This is a genomic window from uncultured Sphingomonas sp. (assembly GCF_946477935.1).
Classification (GTDB): domain Bacteria; phylum Pseudomonadota; class Alphaproteobacteria; order Sphingomonadales; family Sphingomonadaceae; genus Sphingomonas.
The window spans coordinates 1-21,483 of sequence record NZ_CAMLAC010000041.1 but is presented as its reverse complement, the minus strand read 5'-3'; the positions used below and the strand labels follow the sequence as shown (position 1 = coordinate 21,483).

Annotated in this window: 22 protein-coding genes and 1 pseudogene; 15 read left to right on the top strand and 8 right to left on the bottom strand. The window is 68.2% G+C overall.

The window, feature by feature from the left end; all coding sequences use genetic code 11:
- From Q0U08_RS06705 to Q0U08_RS06680, 6 genes and pseudogenes are all read left to right on the top strand, one after another.
- Window positions 1-320 (top strand): annotated as a pseudogene (locus tag Q0U08_RS06705) (histidine--tRNA ligase); the annotation flags it as partial.
- On the top strand, window positions 317-1,390 hold the full coding sequence (gene prfA / locus Q0U08_RS06700; RefSeq protein ID WP_298090519.1) for a peptide chain release factor 1: 1,074 nt from the start codon (window positions 317-319) through the stop codon (window positions 1,388-1,390). The pseudogene Q0U08_RS06705 and the gene prfA, both read left to right, overlap by 4 nt.
- Window positions 1,391-1,538: 148 nt before the next feature.
- A complete protein-coding gene (gene prmC, locus Q0U08_RS06695) occupies window positions 1,539-2,351 on the top strand; it encodes a peptide chain release factor N(5)-glutamine methyltransferase (RefSeq protein ID WP_298090517.1) in 813 nt (270 codons plus the stop codon).
- Between the two features lie 275 nt (window positions 2,352-2,626).
- A complete protein-coding gene (locus tag Q0U08_RS06690) occupies window positions 2,627-3,511 on the top strand; it encodes a DUF4167 domain-containing protein (protein WP_298090516.1) in 885 nt (294 codons plus the stop codon).
- A gap of 116 nt (window positions 3,512-3,627) precedes the next feature.
- Window positions 3,628-4,209 carry a TIGR00730 family Rossman fold protein gene (locus Q0U08_RS06685; RefSeq protein ID WP_298090515.1) on the top strand — a complete coding sequence of 194 codons (582 nt, stop codon included), beginning with the start codon at window positions 3,628-3,630 and terminating at the stop codon, window positions 4,207-4,209.
- Entirely contained in the window at window positions 4,206-5,144 is a 939-nt protein-coding gene (locus Q0U08_RS06680; RefSeq protein WP_298090514.1) for a phytoene/squalene synthase family protein, read from the top strand. The genes Q0U08_RS06685 and Q0U08_RS06680 overlap by 4 nt, the downstream gene beginning before the upstream one ends.
- Window positions 5,145-5,151: 7 nt before the next feature.
- Here Q0U08_RS06680 and Q0U08_RS06675 read toward each other — a convergent pair whose 3' ends face one another.
- On the bottom strand, window positions 5,152-5,382 hold the full coding sequence (locus Q0U08_RS06675) for a hypothetical protein (RefSeq protein WP_298090513.1): 231 nt from the start codon (window positions 5,380-5,382) through the stop codon (window positions 5,152-5,154).
- 137 nt (window positions 5,383-5,519) lie between these two features.
- Here Q0U08_RS06675 and Q0U08_RS06670 point away from each other — a divergent pair, with 137 nt between their 5' ends.
- The 5 genes from Q0U08_RS06670 to Q0U08_RS06650 all read left to right on the top strand — a co-directional run bounded on the left by Q0U08_RS06670 (window position 5,520) and on the right by Q0U08_RS06650 (window position 12,711).
- Window positions 5,520-7,532 (top strand): S9 family peptidase, encoded by a 2,013-nt coding sequence (locus Q0U08_RS06670; protein ID WP_298090512.1) that lies wholly within the window; start codon window positions 5,520-5,522, stop codon window positions 7,530-7,532.
- Between the two features lie 386 nt (window positions 7,533-7,918).
- Entirely contained in the window at window positions 7,919-9,739 is a 1,821-nt protein-coding gene (locus Q0U08_RS06665) for an ABC transporter ATP-binding protein/permease (protein WP_298090511.1), read from the top strand.
- Window positions 9,740-9,789: 50 nt separating this feature from the next.
- Entirely contained in the window at window positions 9,790-11,559 is a 1,770-nt protein-coding gene (gene recQ, locus Q0U08_RS06660; RefSeq protein ID WP_298090525.1) for a DNA helicase RecQ, read from the top strand.
- A 331-nt stretch (window positions 11,560-11,890) separates the two neighbouring features.
- Entirely contained in the window at window positions 11,891-12,319 is a 429-nt protein-coding gene (locus Q0U08_RS06655; protein WP_298090524.1) for a TIGR01244 family sulfur transferase, read from the top strand.
- Complete coding sequence (locus Q0U08_RS06650) at window positions 12,316-12,711, top strand: hypothetical protein (protein WP_298090510.1); 396 nt, start codon at window positions 12,316-12,318, stop codon at window positions 12,709-12,711. Before Q0U08_RS06655 ends, Q0U08_RS06650 begins: the two co-directional genes overlap by 4 nt.
- Window positions 12,712-12,754: 43 nt before the next feature.
- On the opposite strand, the gene Q0U08_RS06645 is transcribed toward Q0U08_RS06650, so the two are convergent.
- From Q0U08_RS06645 to Q0U08_RS06635, 3 genes are read right to left on the bottom strand one after another with little or no spacing between them, the layout of a single operon-like run.
- The gene (locus tag Q0U08_RS06645; RefSeq protein WP_298090509.1) at window positions 12,755-13,981 is read right to left on the bottom strand and encodes a cyclopropane-fatty-acyl-phospholipid synthase family protein; all 1,227 of its coding nucleotides are present in this window, start codon (window positions 13,979-13,981) and stop codon (window positions 12,755-12,757) included.
- Between the two features lie 47 nt (window positions 13,982-14,028).
- The gene (locus tag Q0U08_RS06640; RefSeq protein WP_298090507.1) at window positions 14,029-14,772 is read right to left on the bottom strand and encodes a molybdopterin-dependent oxidoreductase; all 744 of its coding nucleotides are present in this window, start codon (window positions 14,770-14,772) and stop codon (window positions 14,029-14,031) included.
- Window positions 14,769-15,476: a cytochrome b/b6 domain-containing protein gene (locus Q0U08_RS06635; RefSeq protein WP_298090506.1), complete on the bottom strand. Its 708-nt coding sequence runs from the start codon at window positions 15,474-15,476 to the stop codon at window positions 14,769-14,771. The genes Q0U08_RS06640 and Q0U08_RS06635 overlap by 4 nt, the downstream gene beginning before the upstream one ends.
- Window positions 15,477-15,499: 23 nt before the next feature.
- Here Q0U08_RS06635 and Q0U08_RS06630 point away from each other — a divergent pair, with 23 nt between their 5' ends.
- Window positions 15,500-16,126 (top strand): flavin reductase family protein, encoded by a 627-nt coding sequence (locus tag Q0U08_RS06630; protein ID WP_298090505.1) that lies wholly within the window; start codon window positions 15,500-15,502, stop codon window positions 16,124-16,126.
- Here Q0U08_RS06630 and Q0U08_RS06625 read toward each other — a convergent pair.
- The 4 genes from Q0U08_RS06625 to Q0U08_RS06610 form a co-directional block, all read right to left on the bottom strand.
- Entirely contained in the window at window positions 16,117-16,875 is a 759-nt protein-coding gene (locus Q0U08_RS06625) for a sulfite exporter TauE/SafE family protein (protein WP_298090504.1), read from the bottom strand. The genes Q0U08_RS06630 and Q0U08_RS06625 overlap by 10 nt on opposite strands.
- Window positions 16,876-16,989: 114 nt before the next feature.
- A complete protein-coding gene (locus tag Q0U08_RS06620; protein WP_298090502.1) occupies window positions 16,990-17,439 on the bottom strand; it encodes a hypothetical protein in 450 nt (149 codons plus the stop codon).
- Between the two features lie 109 nt (window positions 17,440-17,548).
- Window positions 17,549-18,736 carry a 23S rRNA (adenine(2503)-C(2))-methyltransferase RlmN gene (gene rlmN, locus Q0U08_RS06615; RefSeq protein ID WP_298090500.1) on the bottom strand — a complete coding sequence of 396 codons (1,188 nt, stop codon included), beginning with the start codon at window positions 18,734-18,736 and terminating at the stop codon, window positions 17,549-17,551.
- 57 nt (window positions 18,737-18,793) lie between these two features.
- Window positions 18,794-19,267 carry a hypothetical protein gene (locus Q0U08_RS06610; protein WP_298090498.1) on the bottom strand — a complete coding sequence of 158 codons (474 nt, stop codon included), beginning with the start codon at window positions 19,265-19,267 and terminating at the stop codon, window positions 18,794-18,796.
- A 144-nt stretch (window positions 19,268-19,411) separates the two neighbouring features.
- On the opposite strand from Q0U08_RS06610, the gene Q0U08_RS06605 reads away from it, so the two are divergent.
- From Q0U08_RS06605 to Q0U08_RS06595, 3 genes are all read left to right on the top strand, one after another.
- Complete coding sequence (locus Q0U08_RS06605; RefSeq protein ID WP_298090497.1) at window positions 19,412-20,020, top strand: outer membrane beta-barrel protein; 609 nt, start codon at window positions 19,412-19,414, stop codon at window positions 20,018-20,020.
- 141 nt (window positions 20,021-20,161) lie between these two features.
- Entirely contained in the window at window positions 20,162-21,277 is a 1,116-nt protein-coding gene (gene dnaN / locus Q0U08_RS06600; RefSeq protein WP_298090495.1) for a DNA polymerase III subunit beta, read from the top strand.
- 88 nt (window positions 21,278-21,365) lie between these two features.
- On the top strand, window positions 21,366-21,483 hold a 118-nt coding region (locus Q0U08_RS06595; RefSeq protein ID WP_298090522.1), incomplete at its 3' end, for an AAA family ATPase.

Sequence of the window (21,483 nt, the reverse complement as noted above, 5' to 3'; positions counted from 1 at the left end):
GGATGGAGCGGCTGGCGATGCTGATTGCAGCGCCGCCCGAGCCGCGCCTGGATGCGGTGATCGCACTGGAGCATGACGACGCGCTGGTCGATGGACAGCGGCTGATCGCGGGTTTGCGGCGTGCGGGCCTGTCGGCGGAGATGATCGCGAGCGGATCGCCGCGCAAGCGCTTCGACAAGGCATCGAAGCTGCCGGCCGACGTGCTGATCGCGATCAACCGGCAGGATGGGCAGACGGTGGTGAACACGCGCGCGGCGGAGGCGTCCGAGACGCTGGAGCGGGTGAAGGCCGTCATCGACGGGACGCGGGCCGCTTCGTGACGACGATCTCGCCCGAGCGCATCCGGCAGATCGAGGCGCGACTGGACGAACTGTCCGCACAGATGGCGACCGGCGACCTGCCGTCGGATCGCTTCGTCGCGGTGTCCAAGGAATATGCCGAGCTGGAACCCGTCGCGCGTGCGGCGGCGGAGGTGCGGCGGCTGCGACAGGAAGCCGAGAGCCTGGCCTATATGGCAGGCGACGGCGACGAGGAGCTGCGCGCGCTGGCGGCCGAGGAACTGCACGCCAACAAGGTCGCGCTGGAGGCGGCGGACCGGGCGCTGGCGCTGGCGCTGTTGCCGCGTGATGCCGCCGACGAGCGTGCCGCCATGCTGGAAATCCGCGCCGGCACCGGCGGGGACGAGGCGGCGCTGTTCGCGGGCGACCTGTTCCGCATGTATCAGCGCTATGCCGAGGCGCGGGGATGGCGGGTCGAGCTGATCTCCGCATCCTCGTCGGACGCGGGCGGGTACAAGGAAGTGGTCGCGTCGGTCACGGGAAGTGGCGTGTTCGCCCGGCTGAAGTTCGAAAGCGGCGTCCACCGGGTGCAGCGCGTGCCGGCGACCGAGGCGGGCGGGCGCATCCATACCTCGGCCGCGACGGTGGCGGTGCTGCCCGAGGCGGAGGAGGTCGACGTCCGCATCGAGGACAAGGACCTGCGCATCGACGTGTACCGCTCGTCCGGGCCGGGCGGGCAGTCGGTGAACACCACCGACTCCGCGGTGCGCATCACCCATCTGCCGACCGGGCTGGTGGTGATCCAGCAGGACGAGAAATCGCAGCACAAGAACAAGGCCAAGGCGCTGAAGGTGCTGCGCACCCGGCTGTACGAGGCGGAGCGCGAGCGGCTGGCGAACGAACGATCGGGCACGCGTCGCGCGATGGTGGGATCGGGCGACCGATCCGAGCGCATCCGGACCTATAATTTTCCGCAAGGGCGGGTGACCGATCATCGCATCAACCTGACGCTGCACCGCCTGCCCGAAATCCTGGTCGGCGAGATGGACGAACTGATCGGGGCGCTGGTCGCGCAGGACGAGGCCGAGCGGCTGGCGGCGCTGGATGGCTGAGAGTCCGTCCGGGAATTCGCGGGAGAGCGAATTCCAAGGCGGTGCCGGCCCGCTCCCCCTCCCGGCCGCCCAGCAAGGATACACTGTGGGCGGCCGGGAGGGGGAGCGGGCCGGCACCGCCAAATGCGTTTCAACGCATTTTGAAACAATGGCAGGCGTGCGGGCGGCACTGGGCGAGGCGGCGGCGCGGTTCGGCTTTTCGGAGACACCGCGGCTGGATGCCGAGTTGTTGATGGCGCATGCGCTGGGGATCGAGCGCGCGGCGCTGCTGCTCGACATGGAGCGGGCGGTGCCGGAGGGCTTCTGGACGCTGGTCGCGCGGCGCGAGCGACAGGAGCCGGTCGCCTATATCACCGGATCGCGGGGGTTCTGGACGCTCGATCTGGGGGTGGGACCGGGGGCGCTGGTGCCGCGCGCCGACAGCGAAACGCTGGTCGAGGCGGCGGTGACGCATTTCCAGGGGCGGGCACCCGCGACACTGCTCGATCTGGGGACGGGGCCGGGGACGTTGCTGCTCGCCCTGCTCGATGAATGGCGTGACGCGCGCGGATTGGGGGTGGACCGGTCGGCCGAGGCTTTGCGCTATGCGCGGGGCAACGCCGCCGCGTGCGGGATGGAGCGCCGTGCGCGCTTCGTGCTGGGCGACTGGGATGCCGGGTTGACGGGGGCGTTCGACTGTATCGTCACCAACCCGCCCTATATCGGTTTGGGCGAGGTTCTGCCCGACGAGGTGCGGCTGCATGAACCGGCGGGCGCGCTGTTCGCCGGCGCGGACGGGCTTGACGATTATCGGCGGCTGGCACCGGCGATCCGACGGCTGCTGACGCCCGGCGGCGCGGCGTTTCTGGAGATCGGACACACCCAGGCCGGGGCGGTGACGACGCTGCTGGAGCGCGAAGGCTTTGCCGTGACGCTGCACCGCGACCTTGCCGGGCGGCCCCGGGTACTGGCCGCGACTTGAACATTCGCGTGGCTCGCCCATATTTCGCTTGTAGGACGGGCCCCGGAGCCGCTAGAGCGAAGGTCGGGGCACGCGAACATCGACAACTTGGCTGTTGATTTCGGGCGGACGCCCGCATCCTTCGTCATGAGGCCGCTGCAGTCCGGTGGCCATGGCAGACGCTGGCGGCGAGGCGATACGCCTGTCGTACGGGTCGGGGATAGATACCGCGGGACCGGGCATGGCGCCCGGAATGAGTGGGTCAGTTAGTGGTTTGACGACTAAGGACGAATAGCTTGATCAACAATCGGCAGGCCGGCCGCCGTCGCGGTCGTGGTGGCGGCAATAACGGGCAGCGTCCGGGTGGTAATCCAGGTCGCCCCGACAACGGCAATCGCATCGACAACCGCGCGCGGGGCAACGCCAACCAGCTGTACGAGAAGTACAAGAATCTGGCGTCCGAAGCGCAGCGCCAGGGCGACCGCGTCAACACCGAATATTATCTGCAGTTCGCGGACCATTATTTCCGCGTGCTGAACGAAAGCCGTTCGCGGTTCGAGGAACAGAATCAGCGGCGTGTGCGCGAGGACGCGCAGGACGACGGCTTCGACGGCCAGGACGAGGATTATGGCGACGAGGGCGAGCCGATCCGCCCCGGCGAGATGCAGGGCGACGCGCAGGGCAACGGTTTCGAACCGCGCCGTCAGCGTGAGGGCCAGCGCGAGGATCGCCCCCGCCGCGAAGCGCGCGAGGATCGCCCGAATCGCGAGGAGCGCGCGCAGCGTGAAGGCCGTGACGAGCGTCCGATGCGCGAAGCCCGCGACGAGCGCCCCGCGCGCGAGCCGCGCGAGGATCGCCCCCAGCGTGAGGACCGTCGCCCGGCCCGTCCGCTGCGCGCGCCCGTCGCCGAGGAAACCGCCGTCGTGACCGCCGCTCCCGAGCCAACGATGGCCGAGGAAGCGCCTGCGCCGGTGGCGGAGAGCGAGCCGCCGCGTCGCCGTGGTCGTCCACGCCGCGAGCCCGTTGCCGAAGCGGCACCCCAGGCCGAGACCGGCTTCGACGCGGACCGCCTGCCGCCGGCGCTGGGCGCCGCGGGCGATGGCGAACCGCCCGTCGCCGAGGAGAAGCCGCGTCGCCGCCGCGTGCGCACCGCCGCACCGGAAGTGACGCCGGCGAGCTGATCGACCGCATCGGCATGAATACGGGGCCGGTGCCTTCCAGACGGAAGGTGCCGGCCTTTTCACAGGCGGCGCACGCCTGCTTGTGATGGCGCGGCACATCGCCTAGCGGATCGATCATGAAACGCGTGGCAGTCTATTGCGGGTCGGCGACGCCGGCCGATCCGACCTATATTGAGATGGCACGATCGGTGGGCCGCGGCCTGGCCGAACGGGGCATCGGCGTCGTCTATGGCGGCGGGCGGCTGGGCCTGATGGGGGCGGTGGCCGATGCGGCGCTGGACGCCGGTGGCGAGGTGATCGGCATCATCCCGCAGGCGCTGGTCGATGCCGAGGTGGCGCATCGCGGGCTGACCGAACTGCACGTCGTGCCCGGTATGCATCAGCGCAAACAAGCCTTTACCGACCTGTCCGATGGTTTCGTGACGATCGCGGGCGGCACCGGCACGATGGACGAGCTGTGGGAAGCGCTGTCCTGGGCGCAGCTTGGCTATCATGCCGATCCGGTCGGTCTGCTCAACACCGGCGGCTATTATGACGAGCTGGTCGCGTTCTGGGAAAAGATGGGCAGCGTCGGCTTCCTGCGGCCGCAGCACCGCGACCTGCTGATCGTCGATACGACGCTGGACGGGCTGCTGGACAAGATGGCCGCGCATCGCCCGACGCAGCCGATCGTCCGGATGAACGCGTCCGATCTGTGACACCGGCGCCGACCCGCGCGGAGGTGGTGGCAGCGGCCGAAGCGTCGATCGCGCGCGGCTCCAAGAGCTTTGCCGCGGCGAGCCGGCTGTTCGACCCTGCGACCCGCGACCGGGCGGTGCTGCTGTATGCATGGTGCCGGCGGTGCGACGACATCGCTGACGGGCAGGATCACGGCCATGGCATGCGCCGCGTCGACGATGCGCCGGCGCGGGTGGCGACGCTGTCGGCGCTGACCGAGCGGGCGCTGGACGGCGCGGTGGTCGGCGATCCGGCGTTCGACGCGCTGCGGCTGGTGGCGGCGGAGACGGACATGCCGCGGGCTTGGCCGCGCGACCTGATCGCGGGCTTTGCGCTGGATGCCGAGGAATGGCAGCCGGCTACCGAGGCCGATCTGTTGCGCTATTGCTATCATGTCGCGGGGGTCGTCGGCTGCATGATGGCGGTCGCGATGGGGGTTTCGGCGGACGACGACGCAGTGCTGGACCGCGCCTGCGACCTGGGGCTGGCGTTCCAGCTTTCCAACATCGCGCGGGATCTGGGCGAGGATGCCGAGGTCGGGCGCTGCTACCTGCCGGCGGACTGGCTGGCGGAGTTCGGGGTGCCGGCGGGCGATTACATGGCGCCCGAACATCGGCCCGCGCTGGTGGCGATGGCACGGCGGCTGACCGACCGGGCGGCACAGTTCGAGGCGAGCGCCAGGATGGGTGTGCGGGCGCTGTCCTGGCGATCGGCATGGGCGGTGCTGTCGGCGGCGGGGATTTATGGCGCGATCGGGCGGGCGGTCGCGGCACGCGGCGCGAGTGCTTGGGATCGGCGCGTATCGACTTCGAGAGGCGCGAAGCTGGGATTTATCGCCTCGGCGGCGTGGGGTGCCAGCATGCGGGGCCGCGGCACGATCACGCCGCGTGACGAGGCGCTCTGGCAGCGGCCATAGCCCAAGGTCAGCCGCGCGTCCTGGGCTTTTCGGCCTTGGCCACTTGCAGGCCGTTGGAGCGGCAGTCCGCGCCGATGACCGGGTATGGCACGTCGGTATTCTGCGCGATCCGGTTGGGCAGATCCGCCCGGCACTGCGCCATCGTGGCATAGCGGGCCTGGACCAGCCGGGCCTCGGTGCATTGCGTGCTGCCGTCACCGCAGCCAAGGATCGCCATGACGTAGAAAATCGGTTCCATTCAACCGCCTCCGTTTGAAAGTAAAACCCCTTTTGCGGTGGAGGGTTCCGAAATCGCGCTTGCTGATGAGGATCAGTCCTGTCATGCTCGCATAACACACCCTGATGATGGGGAACGGGTCGGGAGGCACGGGTCTTATGCTGAAGTCGATGATGGCAGCAGGAGTGGCGTTGATGGTGGCACAGCCGGGAATGACGGCGGGGGCGGCTGATCTGAGCGGGGTGCCGCTGATCGAGCGGTCCAAATTGTTCGGTAATCCGTCCCGCACCGGCGGGCAGCTATCGCCCGATGGCAAGTGGATCAGCTTCATCGCCCCCCGGGACGGCGTGCTGAACGTGTGGCTGGCCCCGGCCGATCGGCCCGATGACGCCAAGGCGATCACCGCGGAGACGACGCGGCCGATCCGCCAGAGCTTCTGGGCGCCGGATTCGAAATCGGTGCTGTTCATCAACGACAAGGGCGGCGACGAGAATTTCCTTCTCTATGGCGTCGATGTCGCGACCGGGGCACAAAAGGCGCTGACCCCGTTCGAGAAGACGCGCGTGCAGATCGTCGGCACGTCCGAGACGATCAAGGACCGCATCCTGGTCGGCGTGAACAACCGCGATCCACGCTGGCACGATGTGTATTCGCTCGACCTGAACACGGGCAAGCTGACCCAGGTCGTCCAGAATGACGGCTATGCCGGCTATCTGGCGGATGACCAGTTGCGGCTGCGCATGGCGGCCAAGGCGCGGCCCGATGGCGGTACCGACTATTACCGGATGGAGGGCACCACCGTCGAGGCGAAGCCCGTCGTGCAGTTCGGGCTGGACGATTCGCTGACCACGACGCCGCTGGGCTTCACGGTTGACGGCAAGACGCTGTACTGGATGGACTCGCGCGGGCGCGACACCGCGGCGCTGATGGCGCAGGACGTGGGCAGCGGGCAGATGACGGTGGTGGGCGAAAGCCCCAAGGCCGATGTCGGCGGCGGCCTGTTCAATCCGAAGACCGGGCGGGTGGAGGCCTATTCGGTCAATTACCTGAAGCGTGATTACGTGCCCGTGGGCGATGCGGTGAAGGCGGACCTCGCCTTTCTGAAGGCGCAGAACAAGGGCGAGTTCGCGATCGGCAGCCGGACGAACGCGGATGACAAGTGGATCGTCAGCTTCGATCCCGTGACCGCGCCGGCCGCAACCTATGTCTATGATCGCAAGGCGAAGTCGCTCAAGCAGCTCTATGTCAGCCGGCCCGAGCTGGCGGATGCGCCGCTCGTCCCCATGGAGCCGGTTGAGATCAAGGCCCGCGACGGACTGACCCTGGTGTCATACCTGACCAAGCCGAAAGGTGTGACCGGGCCGGTGCCGCTGGTGCTGCTGGTCCATGGTGGCCCCTGGGCGCGCGACGGCTTCGGGTTCAACGGATATCATCAGTGGCTGGCGAACCGCGGCTATGCGGTGCTCTCGGTCAATTACCGCGGCTCGACGGGCTTTGGTAAGAATTTCATCTCGGCAGGCGACCTGCAATGGGGCCGCAAGATGCACGACGACCTGATCGATGCGGTCGACTGGGCGGTTAAGAGCGGCGTGACCACCAGGGACAAGGTGGCGATCATGGGTGGCTCCTATGGCGGCTATGCGACGCTGGCCGGGCTGACCTTCACGCCCGACGCGTTCGCGTGCGGCGTCGACATCGTCGGGCCGTCGAACCTGTTCACGCTGCTGAAGACGATCCCGCCCTATTGGGAGGCCGGCAAGCAGCAATTCTACAAGCGGATGGGCGATCCGACCACGCCGGCGGGGCAGGCGCTGCTGAAGGAGCGCTCGCCACTGACGTTCGTGGACAAGATCAAGAAGCCGCTGCTGATCGGGCAGGGCGCCAACGATCCGCGCGTCAACGTCGCGGAAAGCGATCAGATCGTGGAGGCGATGGCGGCCAAGAACATCCCGGTGACCTATGTGCTGTTCCCCGATGAAGGGCATGGCTTTGCGCGGCCGGTGAACAACATCGCGTTCAACGCGGTGGCGGAAAATTTCCTGTCGCCATGCCTTGGCGGACGGGCGGAGCCGCTGGGCGATACCCTGGCAGCCTCCACCGCGCAGGTGAAGCATGGGGCGGAGTTCGTTCGGGGTCTGGCGCCTGGCGGGGCGGCTGCTTCGGGGCAGTAGATTTGGATCACGCGAAGACGCGGAGGCGCGAAGAGGTCGCGCCTGCCGCAGCCTTTGCGTGACCTTTCGATCGGGAGACCGGGCGTCGCCATTGCTGGAGATGGGCCTTGCCAGCTTTGCGCAACCTCTTCGCGCTTCCGCGTGATTCTTCGTCGTTCCGAAAAGGGGAGTCTTGTTCACGCGGAGGCGCGGAGGCGCGGAGAGCGCGCGCCTGCTGCATCGTTGCGCATTCCATTAGCCGGGGAGCTGAGCTGGTGATGAGGTGATGAGCCTGCGGCTCGAGGGTACATCTCCGCGCCTCCGCGCCTCCGCGTGAACATTCCTTCTTCTGGTTCTCTGATGGCCGCCATTGAAGTTCGCGGCTGCGCGCGCGACATGGAGCGGCGATGCCCCCGATCGATCCCACCACGGCGAGCCAGCAGGAACGGCCGCTGATCCCGACGCTGCGCCGGTTCCTTCCGTATTTGTGGCCGGTGGGGGAGCCGGGGATGAAGGTGCGGATCGCGGGGGCGATGCTGCTCGTGCTCGCGTCCAAGCTGGTGCAGGTGCTGGGGGCGGCCTATACGCTGAAGTTCGCGGTCGATCGGATGGCGGGGGGCGACCGGTCGATCGTTACCCTGGTGTTCCTGCTGGTCGTTGCCTATGCGGCGTCGCGTTTCGCCTCCACGCTGTTCGACAATCTGCGCAATGCGGTGTTCGAGCGGGTGGGGCAGGATGCGACGCGGCGGCTGGCCGCCGATGTGTTCCGGCATCTGCACCGCCTGTCGCTGCGCTTTCATCTGGAGCGTCGCACGGGGGCGGTGACGAAGGTGGTGGAGCGCGGGACCAAAAGCATCGATACGATGCTGTATTTCCTGCTGTTCAACATCGCGCCGACGGTGCTGGAACTGGCGCTGGTTCTGGGCATCTTCGCGCACAGCTTCGGCGGCTGGCTGGTCGTGGCGACGATCGCGACGGTGGTGATCTACATCGTCTTCACCCGCAAGGTGACCGACTGGCGCAACCATCTGCGCACGCGGATGAACGACCTGGATACGGGCGCGGTGGCGCATGCGGTCGACTCGCTGCTGAACTTCGAGACGGTGAAATATTTCAACGCCGAGGAACGCGAGGCGCGGCGTTACGAGAATGCCGTCGCCGCCTATGCGCGCGCGGCGACCAAATCCGAGAACTCGCTGGCGTGGCTGAATATCGGGCAGGCGGCGATCACCAACGCGTTGCTCGGTTTCGGCATGGGTTATGTCGCCTGGGGGTGGAGTCGGGGCACGGCATCGGCGGGTGACGTGGTGTTCGTCTCGACGCTGCTGGCGCAACTGTTCCGGCCGCTCGACCTGCTGGGCATGGTGTACCGCACGATCCGGCAAGGCGCGCTCGACATGGGCGCGATGTTCGACCTGATCGATACGGGTGCCGAGGTGCGCGATGCGGCCGGGGCGCTGCCGCTGGCGGTGGGAGCGGGGCATGTGCGGTTCGATCAGGTGCGCTTCGGCTATGAGGAAGGGCGGCCGATCCTCGATGGGCTGGACCTGGACGTGCCGGCGGGGACGACCTGTGCGGTGGTCGGCCCGTCGGGGGCGGGGAAGTCGACGCTCGCGCGGCTGCTGTACCGGTTTTACGATGTCGGTAGCGGGCGCATTCTGATCGACGGGCAGGATCTGGCGGCGGTGACGCAGGCCAGCTTGCGGGCCGCGATCGGGATCGTGCCGCAGGATACGGTGCTGTTCAACGACACGATCGGGTACAATATCGGTTATGGCCGCGAGGAAGCGACGGCCGAGGACATTGCACGGGCCGCGAAGGGCGCGGCGATCGCCGGCTTCATCGAGCGGCAGCCGGACGGGTACGACACCCGCGTCGGCGAGCGCGGCCTGAAGCTGTCGGGCGGCGAAAAGCAGCGGGTGGCGATCGCCCGGACGCTGTTGAAGAACCCGCCGATCCTGATTCTGGACGAAGCGACCAGCGCGCTGGACAGCCGCACCGAAAGCGACATTCTGGAAACGCTGGAGGCGGTGGAGCGTGGCCGCACGACGATCGTGATCGCGCATCGCCTGTCGACGGTGGTGAAGGCAAACCAGATCGTCGTGCTGGACGGCGGCCGCGTCGCCGAGCGGGGCACGCATGCCGAATTGCTGCGCCGGGGCGGGCTGTATGCCGAGATGTGGGCGCGACAGGCCGCCGAGCGCGAGGAAGCGCTGGCGGCGGAGTGACGGGCGCGATGCCCTCGACCTGCGGCGATCGGTCCACTACATCGCCGCCGATGGCGGTCGATCCCCTTCCCACCCTCCAGCGTGTTTTCGGCTATCCGGCGTTTCGCGGGGTGCAGGCGGACGTGGTCGGCCGGGTGCTGGCGGGTGAGCGCACGCTGGCGGTGATGCCGACCGGCGCGGGCAAGTCGCTGTGTTACCAATTGCCCTCGGTGATGCTGGACGGGTGCTGCGTGGTGGTCAGCCCGCTGATCGCGCTGATGCACGATCAGTTGCGCGCCGCCGAGGCGGTGGGCATCCGCGCGGCGACGCTGACCTCGGTCGATCAGAATCGGGCGGAGACGGTGGCGCGGTTCCGTGACGGGCAACTGGACCTGCTGTATGTCGCGCCCGAGCGCGCATCCTCTGGGCATTTTCGCGAGTTGCTGGGCGGTGCGAAGCTGAGCCTGTTCGCGATCGACGAGGCGCACTGCGTCAGCGAATGGGGGCATGACTTCCGGCCCGATTACCGGCTGCTCGAACCGCTGATGGATGCGTTTCCGGAGGTGCCGCGCCTGGCGCTGACCGCGACGGCGGACGCGCATACGCGGGCGGACATCGCCAAGCAGCTCGGCATCCCGCAGGACGGGATGATCGTATCGGGCTTCGACCGGCCCAATATCCGCTATGCGATCAGCCCCAAGGCGAACGTCAACGTGCAGATCGCGCGGCTGGTGGCAGAAACGCGCGGGCCGGGCATCGTCTATGCGCAGACGCGTGCGGCGACCGAGAAGCTGGCGGAGGCGCTGGGGCGGACCGGGCGGCCGGTGCGCGCCTATCATGCCGGGCTGGACCCGGCGGTGCGCGCTAAGAACCAGGCGGATTTCGTCGCATCCGAGGACATGGTGATCTGCGCCACCGTCGCCTTCGGGATGGGGATCGATAAGCCCGACGTCCGCTTCGTCGCGCATGCCGGGCTGCCGAAATCGATCGAGGCCTATTATCAGGAGACCGGCCGCGCGGGACGCGATGGCGATCCTTCGGTCGCGCATCTCTTCTGGGGTGCGGAGGATTTCGCGCGGGCGCGGCAGCGCATGGCGGAGGTCGAGCCCGAGCGGCAGGCCGGCGAGCGGGCGCGGCTGGCGGCGCTGGGCGCGCTGGTCGAGACGGGCGGGTGCCGCCGGCGCATCCTGCTGCGCCATTTCGGCGAGGAGCTGGCCGAGGATTGCGGCAATTGCGACAATTGCCTGGGGTCGCCCGATGCGGTGGATGCGACGACGACGGCGCAGAAGTTCCTGTCCGCGGTGTTCCGTACCGGGCAGATGTTCGGGGCGGGCTATATCGAGCAGGTGCTGACCGGCCAGTCGACCGAGCGCAGCCTGATGAACGGGCATGAGGCGTTGTCGGTGTGGAACATCATCGATGGTGACGAGATGGCGCTGGTGAAGCCGGTGCACCGCGCGCTGTTGCTGCGCGATGCGCTGCGTACCAATCCGCATGGCGGGCTGGAGTTCGGGCCGGCGGCCAGGGCGCTGCTGAAGGGCGAGACGCGGCTGTCGCTGGTGATCCCCCCCAAGCGCGAGCGCAAGGGACGGCGTGCGGCGGCCGTGGCGGGCGATCCGGCGGACAATCCGCTGTTTGAGGCGCTGCGGGCCAAGCGGCGGGAGCTGGCACAGGCCGCGGGCGTGCCGCCCTATGTCATCTTTCACGATTCGGTGTTGCGCGACATGGCGGCGCAGAAGCCGGGTGACCGCACCGCACTGTCGATGCTGACGGGCGTGGGGGCGCGCAAGCTGGATGCGTATGGCGACGCGTTTCTGGAGGTGATCCGCGAGGCGGCCTGATCCCTCTTTCCTGACTTCGGTTGACGGTATCAAAGCCGTTCGTCTCGAGCAGGGATCGAGCTTGTCGAGAGCCCGTATCGAGAGATGCTTGCCGGTGGTAGGTGTCTCTCGATACGCCGTCTCGATACGCGGCTTCGCGGCTACTCGACGGCTACTCGAGACGAACGGATAAGGGTGATCGATCCCGGCACTGACGGGTGATCGGCCCCGGCCCTGACGGACAATCGCACCGGGCAGCGGGATTGGCGATGCATTGGCACCGCGACCATTTTCAAGCTGCCTCCGGTCACTTCCCGTTGCGGTGGAGCGGTCTGGCGACTAGGTGAACGGCATGATCCGTGTGCTGAACGAAAGCGTCGCCGTCGCCCCCCAGATCGCGCCCGAGGACGTGGCCGCGATCAAGGCCGCGGGCTATGTCGCGATCGTCAACAACCGCCCCGATGGCGAGCAGCCGGGCCAGCCGACCGGCGATGCGATCCGCGCCGCGGCGGAGGATCACGGCCTGGCCTATACCGCGATCCCGGTGGGGCAGGGCGGGTTCAGCCACGAGATGGTGGACGAGATGGCCGCCGCGCTGGTCGCCGCCGATGGCCCGGTGCTGGCCTATTGCCGGTCGGGCACGCGGAGCTGCAACCTGTGGGCGCTGGCCGCGGCCAAGGCGGGGCGCAATCCGGAACTGCTGGTGCGGCAGGCGGAGGACGCCGGATATGACCTGTCGGGCCTCAAGCCGACGCTGGACATGCTCGCGAGCGGAAAATGAGCCTGGTTGCGATCGGCGCGGGCAGCGCGGCGGGGATCGTCGTGCTGGCCGGTGTCGGCTGGCTGGTGGTGGCCAAGCGGCGCGATCCCAAGGTGGGAACGCCCGAGGATGCGGCGGCGGCGGCGGAAGGCGCGCTGTCCGGCTTTGCGGTGGCGGGCGCGGTCGTCGGTGCGGACGGGCTGGGTGCTCTCGCGGTGGCGACCGATGGCCGGGTGGCGGCGATCAAGCGGCGCGGCAAGGTCCTCGCGGTGCGCGAGGTGCCGTGGACGGTGGTGCGCGCAACCCCTGAGGGCATCGTGGTGGAAACCGGAGACGGGTTCGGGCGGGTGTCGCTTGCGGGCGTGAACGCGCTGGATATCCGGCGGCTGGCCCCGAAGATGGCGCGGATTTGAGCGGTTAACGCCCTCTCCCCCACGGGGAGAGGGAATAAAGGGCTTACCCCCGCAAACGGCGTTCTTCCTCGAACATATAGTCGCGGGTGACGGGGACCGAGAGGCGGCCGCGGGTGAGCTGGATCTGGTAGTTGCACAGGCCGCCGTTGCGGAAGGCGGCGCCGGCGCCGGCGAGATAGAATGTCCACATGCGGAAGAAGCGTTCGTCGTAGAGCGCGACGATCTCCTGCCGGGCGGCCATGGCGCGGTCGTACCATTCGTCCAGCGTCCAGCCGTAGTGGCAGCGCAGCACCTCCACATCGGTGAGGAAGAAGCGCAGTCCTTCATTGGCGCGGACGATCTCCGACAAGGCCGGATTGTAGCCGCCGGGGAAGATGTATTTCGTCGTCCAGTCGTCGGTGACGCCGGGGCCGCTCAGCCGGCCGATGGTGTGGAGCAGCATCACGCCGTCCGGGGTGAGCAGGTCGCGGCACTTGGTGAAGAAGGTGCGGTATTGCGGCGGGCCGACATGTTCGAACATGCCGACCGAGACGATCCGGTCGAACTGCCCCTGGACGCGGCGATAGTCGATCAGCTCGAAGCGCACCTTGTCGGCGACGCCGGCCGCCTCGGCGCGGGCACGCGCGACCTTCAACTGTTCTTCGGACAGGGTGACGCCCAGCACCTCGGCCCCGGTCTTCTCGTGCAGGTAGAGCGCAAGGCCGCCCCAGCCGCAGCCGATGTCGAGCACCTTGTGGCCGGGCTTCAGCGCCAGCTTGGCGGCGATATGCGCCTTCTTGTCGGCCTGCGCGCGTTCCAGACTGTTCGACGGGTCGGTATAATAGGCGCAGCTATATTGCCGGTCGGCGTCGAGGAAGAGTTCGTACAGCTTGCCCGACAGGTCGTAATGATGCGCGACGTTCCGCCTGGAGCGGCGCTCCATGTTGATGCGGTCGACGCGGTGCTTGACCGCGCCGAACGCGCGGACGGCGAGCGAGGGGTTGAGCCGCCGGGCGCCGTCCTCCCACTTGTCGTTGGCGGTCAGCAGTTCGACCAGTTGGCGGACGTCGTCACCCTCCACGGTCAGGCGGCCGTTCATATAGGTTTCGCCCGCGGCGAGCGCGGGGTTGCGGACGATCTCGCCGGCGACGCGCGCATCCATGAAGCGGATCGCGACATCCGGAAAGGCCGGATCGGGGGTGCCGAAGGTGCGCACCTTGCCGTTGTGATGGGTGAGGGTGAGGCGGCCGCGCTTGACCGCTCGCGACAGAAAAAGATCGATGAGCGCCATGGCGCGCGTGCTAACGTCCGCGAACGGGGCGAGGCAAGAGGGCTGTCCTAAATACCTGCATACCAGTCGTAATCGACATGATCCTCCCAATAGCCGCCCTTGCCCAGGCCGATGCCGTCAAGGGTGGCGACCGCGCTGATCCGCATGAGATATTTGGCGTGCTTGTAGCCCAGTTGCCGCTCGACCCGCAGGCGCAGGGGGGCGCCGTGGGCGACATCGAGCCTGCGGCCGTTCATCCCCCAGGCGAGGATCGTCTGCGGGTGGAAGGCGTCCACCATGTCGATCGATTCATAATAGGGGATGCCGCCGAACAGGTCGGCACAGTGGAAGACGATAAAGCGGGCGGAGCGGCGTACGCCCGCCGCCTTCAGCACGGTGCCGAGCAGCGGGCCGGTCCACTGGCCGATCGCGCTCCACCCCTCGACACAGTCGTGGCGGGTGATCTGGGTGCGGGCGGGCATCGAGCCGAGTTGCGCGAGGGTGAAGCTGCGCGGGGCATCGACCAGGCCGTCGACGGCGAGGCGCCAGTCGGCGAAGTTGTTTTCCACCAGCGCGGCATAGGCGGGCGTGCCGGGATTGTGCGTGCCGTTGGCGCGGAAGATGGGGGACATCTGGTCCGGGCGATATTCGGGTGCGAGCGCGTTGCGGTCTGACAGGGCACGCTGGAGCCCGCGCTGCATATCCTCGCCCGCGAACAGGATCTTTCGCGCGGTGGGGTTCTGGATGACGCGGTCGCAGCCGGCGAGGAGCAGGCCGGCGCTGCCGGTCAGGAGCGAGCGGCGCGCGATCATTCCGCCGGCTCCCGCCAGCGGCCGGTGATCATCGAGCGCATCTCGTTGCCGGCGCCGGCCAGGATGACGAGCGCGAGGTGGATCACGGTGAATATCCCGATCGCGGTCGCGGCGATGAAGTGGATCGAGCGCGCCGACTGGCGGCCGCCGAATATCTCCAGCACCCAGGGCCAGGCGGCGTTCATCGCCGGCGACAGGGCTATGCCGGTCAGGATCGCGAGCGGCAGGGCGAGAAAGAGGATCGCGACATAGCTGAGCTTCTGGAACAGGTTGTAGTCGCGCGGGGAGTCGGGATCGTGGAAGCGGAGCGCCAGGTGGCGGCGCAGATCGGCACACAGGTGGCGGGGCGATAGCTCTGCCCGACGCACGCGCAGATCGCGCGCGAAGTGGCGGTTGACGAGGCTGACGATCATGAAGGCGAGCAGGCCGAAGCCCAGCACGATCGCGAAGAACAGGTGCCACCGACGCGAGATGGCGAGGTTGTAGTTGGCCGGAATCGTGATCCAGGCCGGAAAGCGTGGCAGCTCTGCCCAGGCATGGTCGAAATTGGCGCCGTACCGCCCCCAGTACAGCCGGGGATGCGCGTTCGATATGCCGAGGCCGGAGCCGAGCAGGATCAGCACCGCAACCGCGTTGACCCAGTGCCATAGACGCGTCGCCAGCCGGTGACGGTAAATGACGCGGGGGCCGGTATCGCTGTCCATCGCCTGCGTGTAGCAGCAAAGCGATGACGACCGAATGGCATTTCTACGAGCCCGCGCATGGACATGGACTGGCGCATGATCCGCTGAACGCGATCGTGGCGCCGCGGCCGATCGGGTGGATCGGCAGCGTTTCGAGGGACGGCGTGCGCAATCTGGCGCCGTACAGCTTCTTCAACCTGCTGGCCTACCGGCCGCCGCTGCTGGGGTTCTCGTCGCAGGGGTGGAAGGATTCGGTGGCCAATATCGCGGCGACGGGAGTATTCACCTGGAATCTGGCGACCCGCGCGCTCGCCGAGGCGATGAACGCCAGCTCGGCGGCGGCCGGGCCGGAGGTGGACGAGTTCGCGTTGGCCGGGCTGGCGGTGACGGAGGGGCAGATGGTCGCCGCGCCGCGTGTGGCGGCAGCGCCGGTCAGCTTCGAATGCCGGCTGACCCAGCTTATCCGGCTGGAGACGAAGGAAGGCGATCCGATCGACCAGTGGCTGGTGATCGGCGAGGCGGTGGGCATCCATATCGACCGCGCGATGATCGAGGACGGGGTGTACCAGACGGCACGGGCACGGCCGATCCTGCGCGGCGGCGGGCCGACCGACTATTTCGAGCCGGGCGAATGCTTCCACATGCGCCGGCCCGCGCCCCCTCAGGCATAGGCGCGGTAGAAGAACACGATCGTCGTCACCGCGGTGATGAGCAGCGTCCAGCCGCGGATCAGGCCGGGCGACAGGCGCTGGCCGACCCGCGCGCCCAGCCAGCCGCCAAGAATCGCGCCGAACAGCATTGGCACGCAGGCATGCCAGCGCACCATACCGGACAGTACGAAGATCAGCGTCGCGGCGGCATTGGCCATCGCCAGCATCAGCGTGCGCGGCGCCATCATCTGGTGCGGCGCGGCGCCGGCAAGCAGGCCGTAGGTGGCGGTCATCATCAGCCCGACGCCGCCGCCAAAATAGCCGCCATAGATGCCGAGCATCGCTTGCGCCGCGATCAGCGTGCGCGGCCCGATCGTCGCGCGTGCCTTCAGCCAGACGGCGGCGCGTGGGCCGACGCCGATCGCCAGCGTCGCGACGAGCAGCAGCCAGGGAATGACGATGTCGAACACGCGGGTAGGCGTCGAGACGAGCAGCAGGCTGCCGGCGATGCCGCCGACAAAGGTGACGGCGCTGAGCAGCCGGATCGACAGCCCGCCCAGCGGGGCGAGGCCGTGCCGATAGGTCCAGGCGCTGGCGATGGCCCCCGGCTGCAGCGCGACGTTGGACGTGGCGTTGGCGATCGGCGAGGGCAGGCCGAGCGCGATCAGCGTCGGCATGGTGGCGAAGGTGCCGCCGCCGGCAAGCGCGTTCATCGCCCCGCCGAGCAGGCCGGCGATGGCGGCTAGGATGGCGGCTTCGATTCCGGTCATGCGCGCGGCAGTGAGGTGTTACGTCATGGCGCGCAAGGGTGGTTCTTGGCCGCCGGCAATGTCATGGACCATCGGCAGGCGCCGTCCCACCGAGGGAAGGCGCCTGTCCGGGGGTTAGCCGGTGCGGGTGGGGCCGTGCAGGCGGTCCAGCTCCGCGTGAAGCTCGGCACGGTCTTCGTGGGCGATGGCGAGCATGTGGTCGCGGACCCTGTCGGTGCGTGCCGCAACCTCCTTGTCGATCGCGCTCCGCTGCGCGGAGCACCAGCCGGGTCGGCTGCCCGAGATCACGTCGTCGCGGTGGATCGAGCGGGTCATCGTCGCGCCAGACGGCAGGCGCGCCTCGCGATCGACGGTCACGCCCGCCGACCAGGCGCAGCGCAGCGTCGACGCGCGGCCGCCGGGCACGACGGCCCCGACCTGCTTGTGCGCGACCTTGGTCACGGCGCGGTACTGGGCGTCGACGGGGCCGGCGTGGTGGTCGATCCGGACACTGTGGTCGTTCGCCGCGGCCGGGGCAGCGGCAAGGGCGCCGAGCAACAGCCCGGCGGCGAGTAGCTTGGTCATCATCGTCTCCATGCGGTGCCCCGGCCTATATTGGCCGGTGACATCCTACTAACTGCCTGTGTGGTCAGTCGGTTGCAATATGGCGGAATGTCTTGCCCCATTGCACCGATCAGTCGGCGAGCGCGGCCATCTTGTCCTCCGCCTCGCGGTCGAGCTGGGCGCGGCTCTTCTTCTCGGCGGCGGTCTTGAGCTGGCCGCAGGCCGCGTCGATGTCGCGACCGCGGGGCGTGCGCACCGGCGCCGAGATCCCCGCCTCGAACACGATGTCGGAGAAGCGGCGGATACGCTCCGGCGTCGAGCATTCGTAATCGGCGCCCGGCCACGGGTTGAAGGGGATCAGGTTGACCTTGGCGGGCAGCTTGTAGTGGCGCAGCAGGCGGACGAGTTCGTGGGCGTCGACCTCCGAATCATTCTTGTCCTTCAGCATCACATATTCGAACGTGATGCGCCGCGCATTGTTGGCGCCGGGATAGTCGGCGCAGGCCTGCAGCAGTTCCTCGATGCCGTATTTCTTGTTGAGCGGCACGATCTCGTCGCGCACCTCCTTGGTCACCGCGTGGAGCGAGACGGCGAGGTTCACGCCGATCTCCTCGCCCGCGCGCGCCATCATCGGCACGACGCCGGAGGTGGACAGGGTGATGCGGCGCTTGGAGAGGGCAAGGCCGTCGCCGTCCATGACGAGCTTCAGCGCGTCGCGCACCGCATCGAAATTATACAGCGGCTCGCCCATCCCCATCATGACGATGTTGGTGAGCATCCGCCCCTCGGGCTGGCTGGGCCATTCGCCGAGCGCGTCGCGCGCCAGCATCACCTGGCCGACGATCTCGCCCGCGGTCAGGTTGCGGACGAGGCGCATCGTGCCGGTGTGGCAGAAACGGCAGTTGAGCGTGCAGCCGACCTGGCTGGACACGCACAGCGTGCCGCGATCGGCGTCGGGGATGAACACCGCCTCGTAATCCTGGCCGTCGGCGGAGCGGAGCAGCCATTTGCGGGTGCCGTCCGACGACACCTGCGCCTCGACTACCTCGGGGCGCGAGATGGCGAAACGCTCGGCCAGCCACGGATGCTGCGCCTTGGCGATGTCGGTCATCTGCGCGAATTCGGTGGCGCCGCGATTGTAGAGCCAGTGCCAGATCTGCTTGGCACGCAGCTTGGCCTGGCGCGGCTCCATGCCGGCGGACGCGAGCGCCTCGCGCAACTGGTCCTTGGTCAGGCCGATCAGGTCGACGCGCCCGTCGGGGCGCGGCTGCACGCCGCGGGGGACGGGCACGGGATCGATGTGCCCGGGGATGGGCATGGGGGCGGCCGAAGCTGTCTGCATGCGCGCGTATATAGCGCAAAAGGGGGCCGTTCGCTAGCGGGCGACGCAGGCGAGCGTGGCGGCGTCGATCGCGGTGGCGGCGCCCGACAATGCATAGGTATCGGCAAAGGGACGGCGGGCGGTGTCGACCGCCTCGATGCTCATCGCGCGGGCCGAGCGCAGCGCGGCGACGATCGCCCGGTCGGTAGGGGCATCGGGTGCCCAGAGATCGGTCACGGAGCCGACCAGCGGGAAGCGGCGGCCGGCGACGGTCAGCGTGACGGGGCGGTCGCGGTCGCGCCGGCGGCTGAGATGGACATGGAGCGAGGCGCGCAAGCCCTTGCCCGGCCAGGTGCCGATGCCGGCATAGCCGCCGACGCGCCCCTGCGCGACGATGGGACGGGCGATGGCGAAACAGTTCGCACCCTGGCGAAAGGCGCCCCAGCCGGCGAACACGCCGATCATCTCACGCGGGGATGGGGTTGCCGCCGCGAGCAGCAGCAGGGGAAGAAGCCGGCGACATGCCATGCCGGGGGGCATGCCGCGGAGTGTGGCGCATTGGCAACGCATTTCCCCGTTTAGCTGAGGTTCATGCAAAGCGTCGCGGATGGAGCCATGAGAGCCTGTGCCCGTTTGGGACATGTCATTTCCCCGCGTCACTTGGAGTTGCTCATGCGTACACCCGTTCTAGCCGCCCTGGCCGTCACCATCGGGCTTGGCGCCGCGCTGCCCGCCGCGGCCCAGACCGCCGCGCCGTTCACCGGCCTGCGGCTGGAAGGGCTGATCGGGTATGACAATGCCAATGACGGCGGCGGGCAGGATGCGAGCAGCGGCGACGGCCTGCTGTTCGGCGCCGGGATCGGGTACGACATGGCGATGGGCCCGGTGATCGTCGGCGTAGAGGGCGAGCTGACCGATTCGTCCGCCGATACGCGCAGCAACAGCGTGCTGGTGGTCGGCGACCGACTCGACACCAACATGGCGCGCGACCTGTATGCAGGTGGCCGCGTCGGCTACGCGATCTCGCCGGTGGCGCTGGGCTATGTGAAGGCGGGCTATTCGAACGCGCGGGTCAAGTCGCGTTATGACGCCGGCGCCGGGCAATTGCGCAGTTCGGACAATCTGGACGGGCTGCGCCTGGGTGCCGGCCTGGAATATGCGCTGGGCATCAACAGCTTCGTAAAGGGCGAATATCGCTACACCAACTATGCCCGCGTCGATGGCTATGACCGCGATTTCGAGCGGCATCAGTTGGTCGCAGGGCTCGGCTTTCGCTTTTAACGCAGGATTTACCTGAAAAGTGGAGGGGTCGGAGCCTTGCTCCGGCCCCTTTTTCGCGGGTAGGAACGAAGGCCATTTTTCACCCGGAATCGGGGGCGGCGTGATTCTGGCACGCCCCCGCGCTCCGGCGGGGGGATCACGATGAAGGCGACACTCGAACGCGCAACGCTCCTGAAGGGACTGAGCCATGTCCAGTCCGTGGTGGAGCGCCGCAACACCATCCCCATCCTGTCGAACGTGCTGCTGGAAGCGACGGCCGAGGGCCAGTTGCGCATGATGGCGACCGACCTGGACCTGCAGATCAACGAAAGCGTGATGGCGGCGGTGGACCAGCCGGGTTCGACCACCGTGTCGGCGCACACGCTGTTCGACATCGCGCGCAAGCTGCCCGAAGGGTCGCAGGTGCAGTTGACCGCGGCCGACGGGCGGATGACGATCGTGGCGGGCCGGGCGCGCTTCTCGCTGGGCACGCTGCCGCGCGACGACTTTCCCGTTATCGCCGAGGGCGAGCTGCCGACGCAGTTCGAGCTGCCGGTGGAGACCTGCAAGCAGATCATCGACAAGACGCGCTTCGCGATCTCGACGGAAGAGACGCGCTATTATCTGAACGGCATCTTCCTGCACGTCGCGGAGGATCGCGGCGAGCCGGTGCTGAAGGCGGCGGCCACCGACGGGCACCGTCTGGCGCGCGTCACCATGCCGCAACCGCAGGGTGCCGAGGGCATGCCCGACGTGATCGTGCCGCGCAAATGCGTCGCCGAGCTGCGCAAGCTGCTGGACGAGGTGGACGGTTCGGTCGGCGTGTCGCTGTCGGGCACCAAGATCCGCTTCGATCTGGGGCAGGCGATCCTGACCTCCAAGCTGATCGACGGGACTTTCCCGGATTACAGCCGCGTCATTCCGACCGCGAACGACAAGATCCTGAAGCTGGACCCCAAGAGCTTCATGGAAGGCGTCGACCGCGTGTCGACCATCGCGACGGAGAAGACGCGCGCGGTGAAGATGGCGCTGGACCGCGACCGGATCACCCTGTCCGTGACCAGCCCGGAGAACGGGACGGCGGCCGAGGAAGTGCCGGGCGACTATACCTCCACGCCGTTCGAGATCGGCTTCAACAGCCGCTATCTGCTGGACATACTGGGCCAGATCGACAGCGAACTGGTCGAGGTGCATCTGGCCGATGCAGCGGCACCCACGCTGATCCGCGAAAGCGACACGGCGCCGGCGCTGTACGTGCTGATGCCGATGCGCGTCTGATCCATCGCCATGCGCGTGAAGGGGGCTGCCGGCGACGGTGGCCCCTTTGCCGTTTTCGGGCTGCGCGCGTTATGAGCCGGGTGACCGCATGCTGAGCCGCCTGATCCTGACCGATTTCCGCAATCACGGCGACCTGATGCTGGCGCCGGGGCCGGGGTTCGTCGTGCTGACCGGCGAGAATGGGGCGGGGAAGACCAACGTGCTGG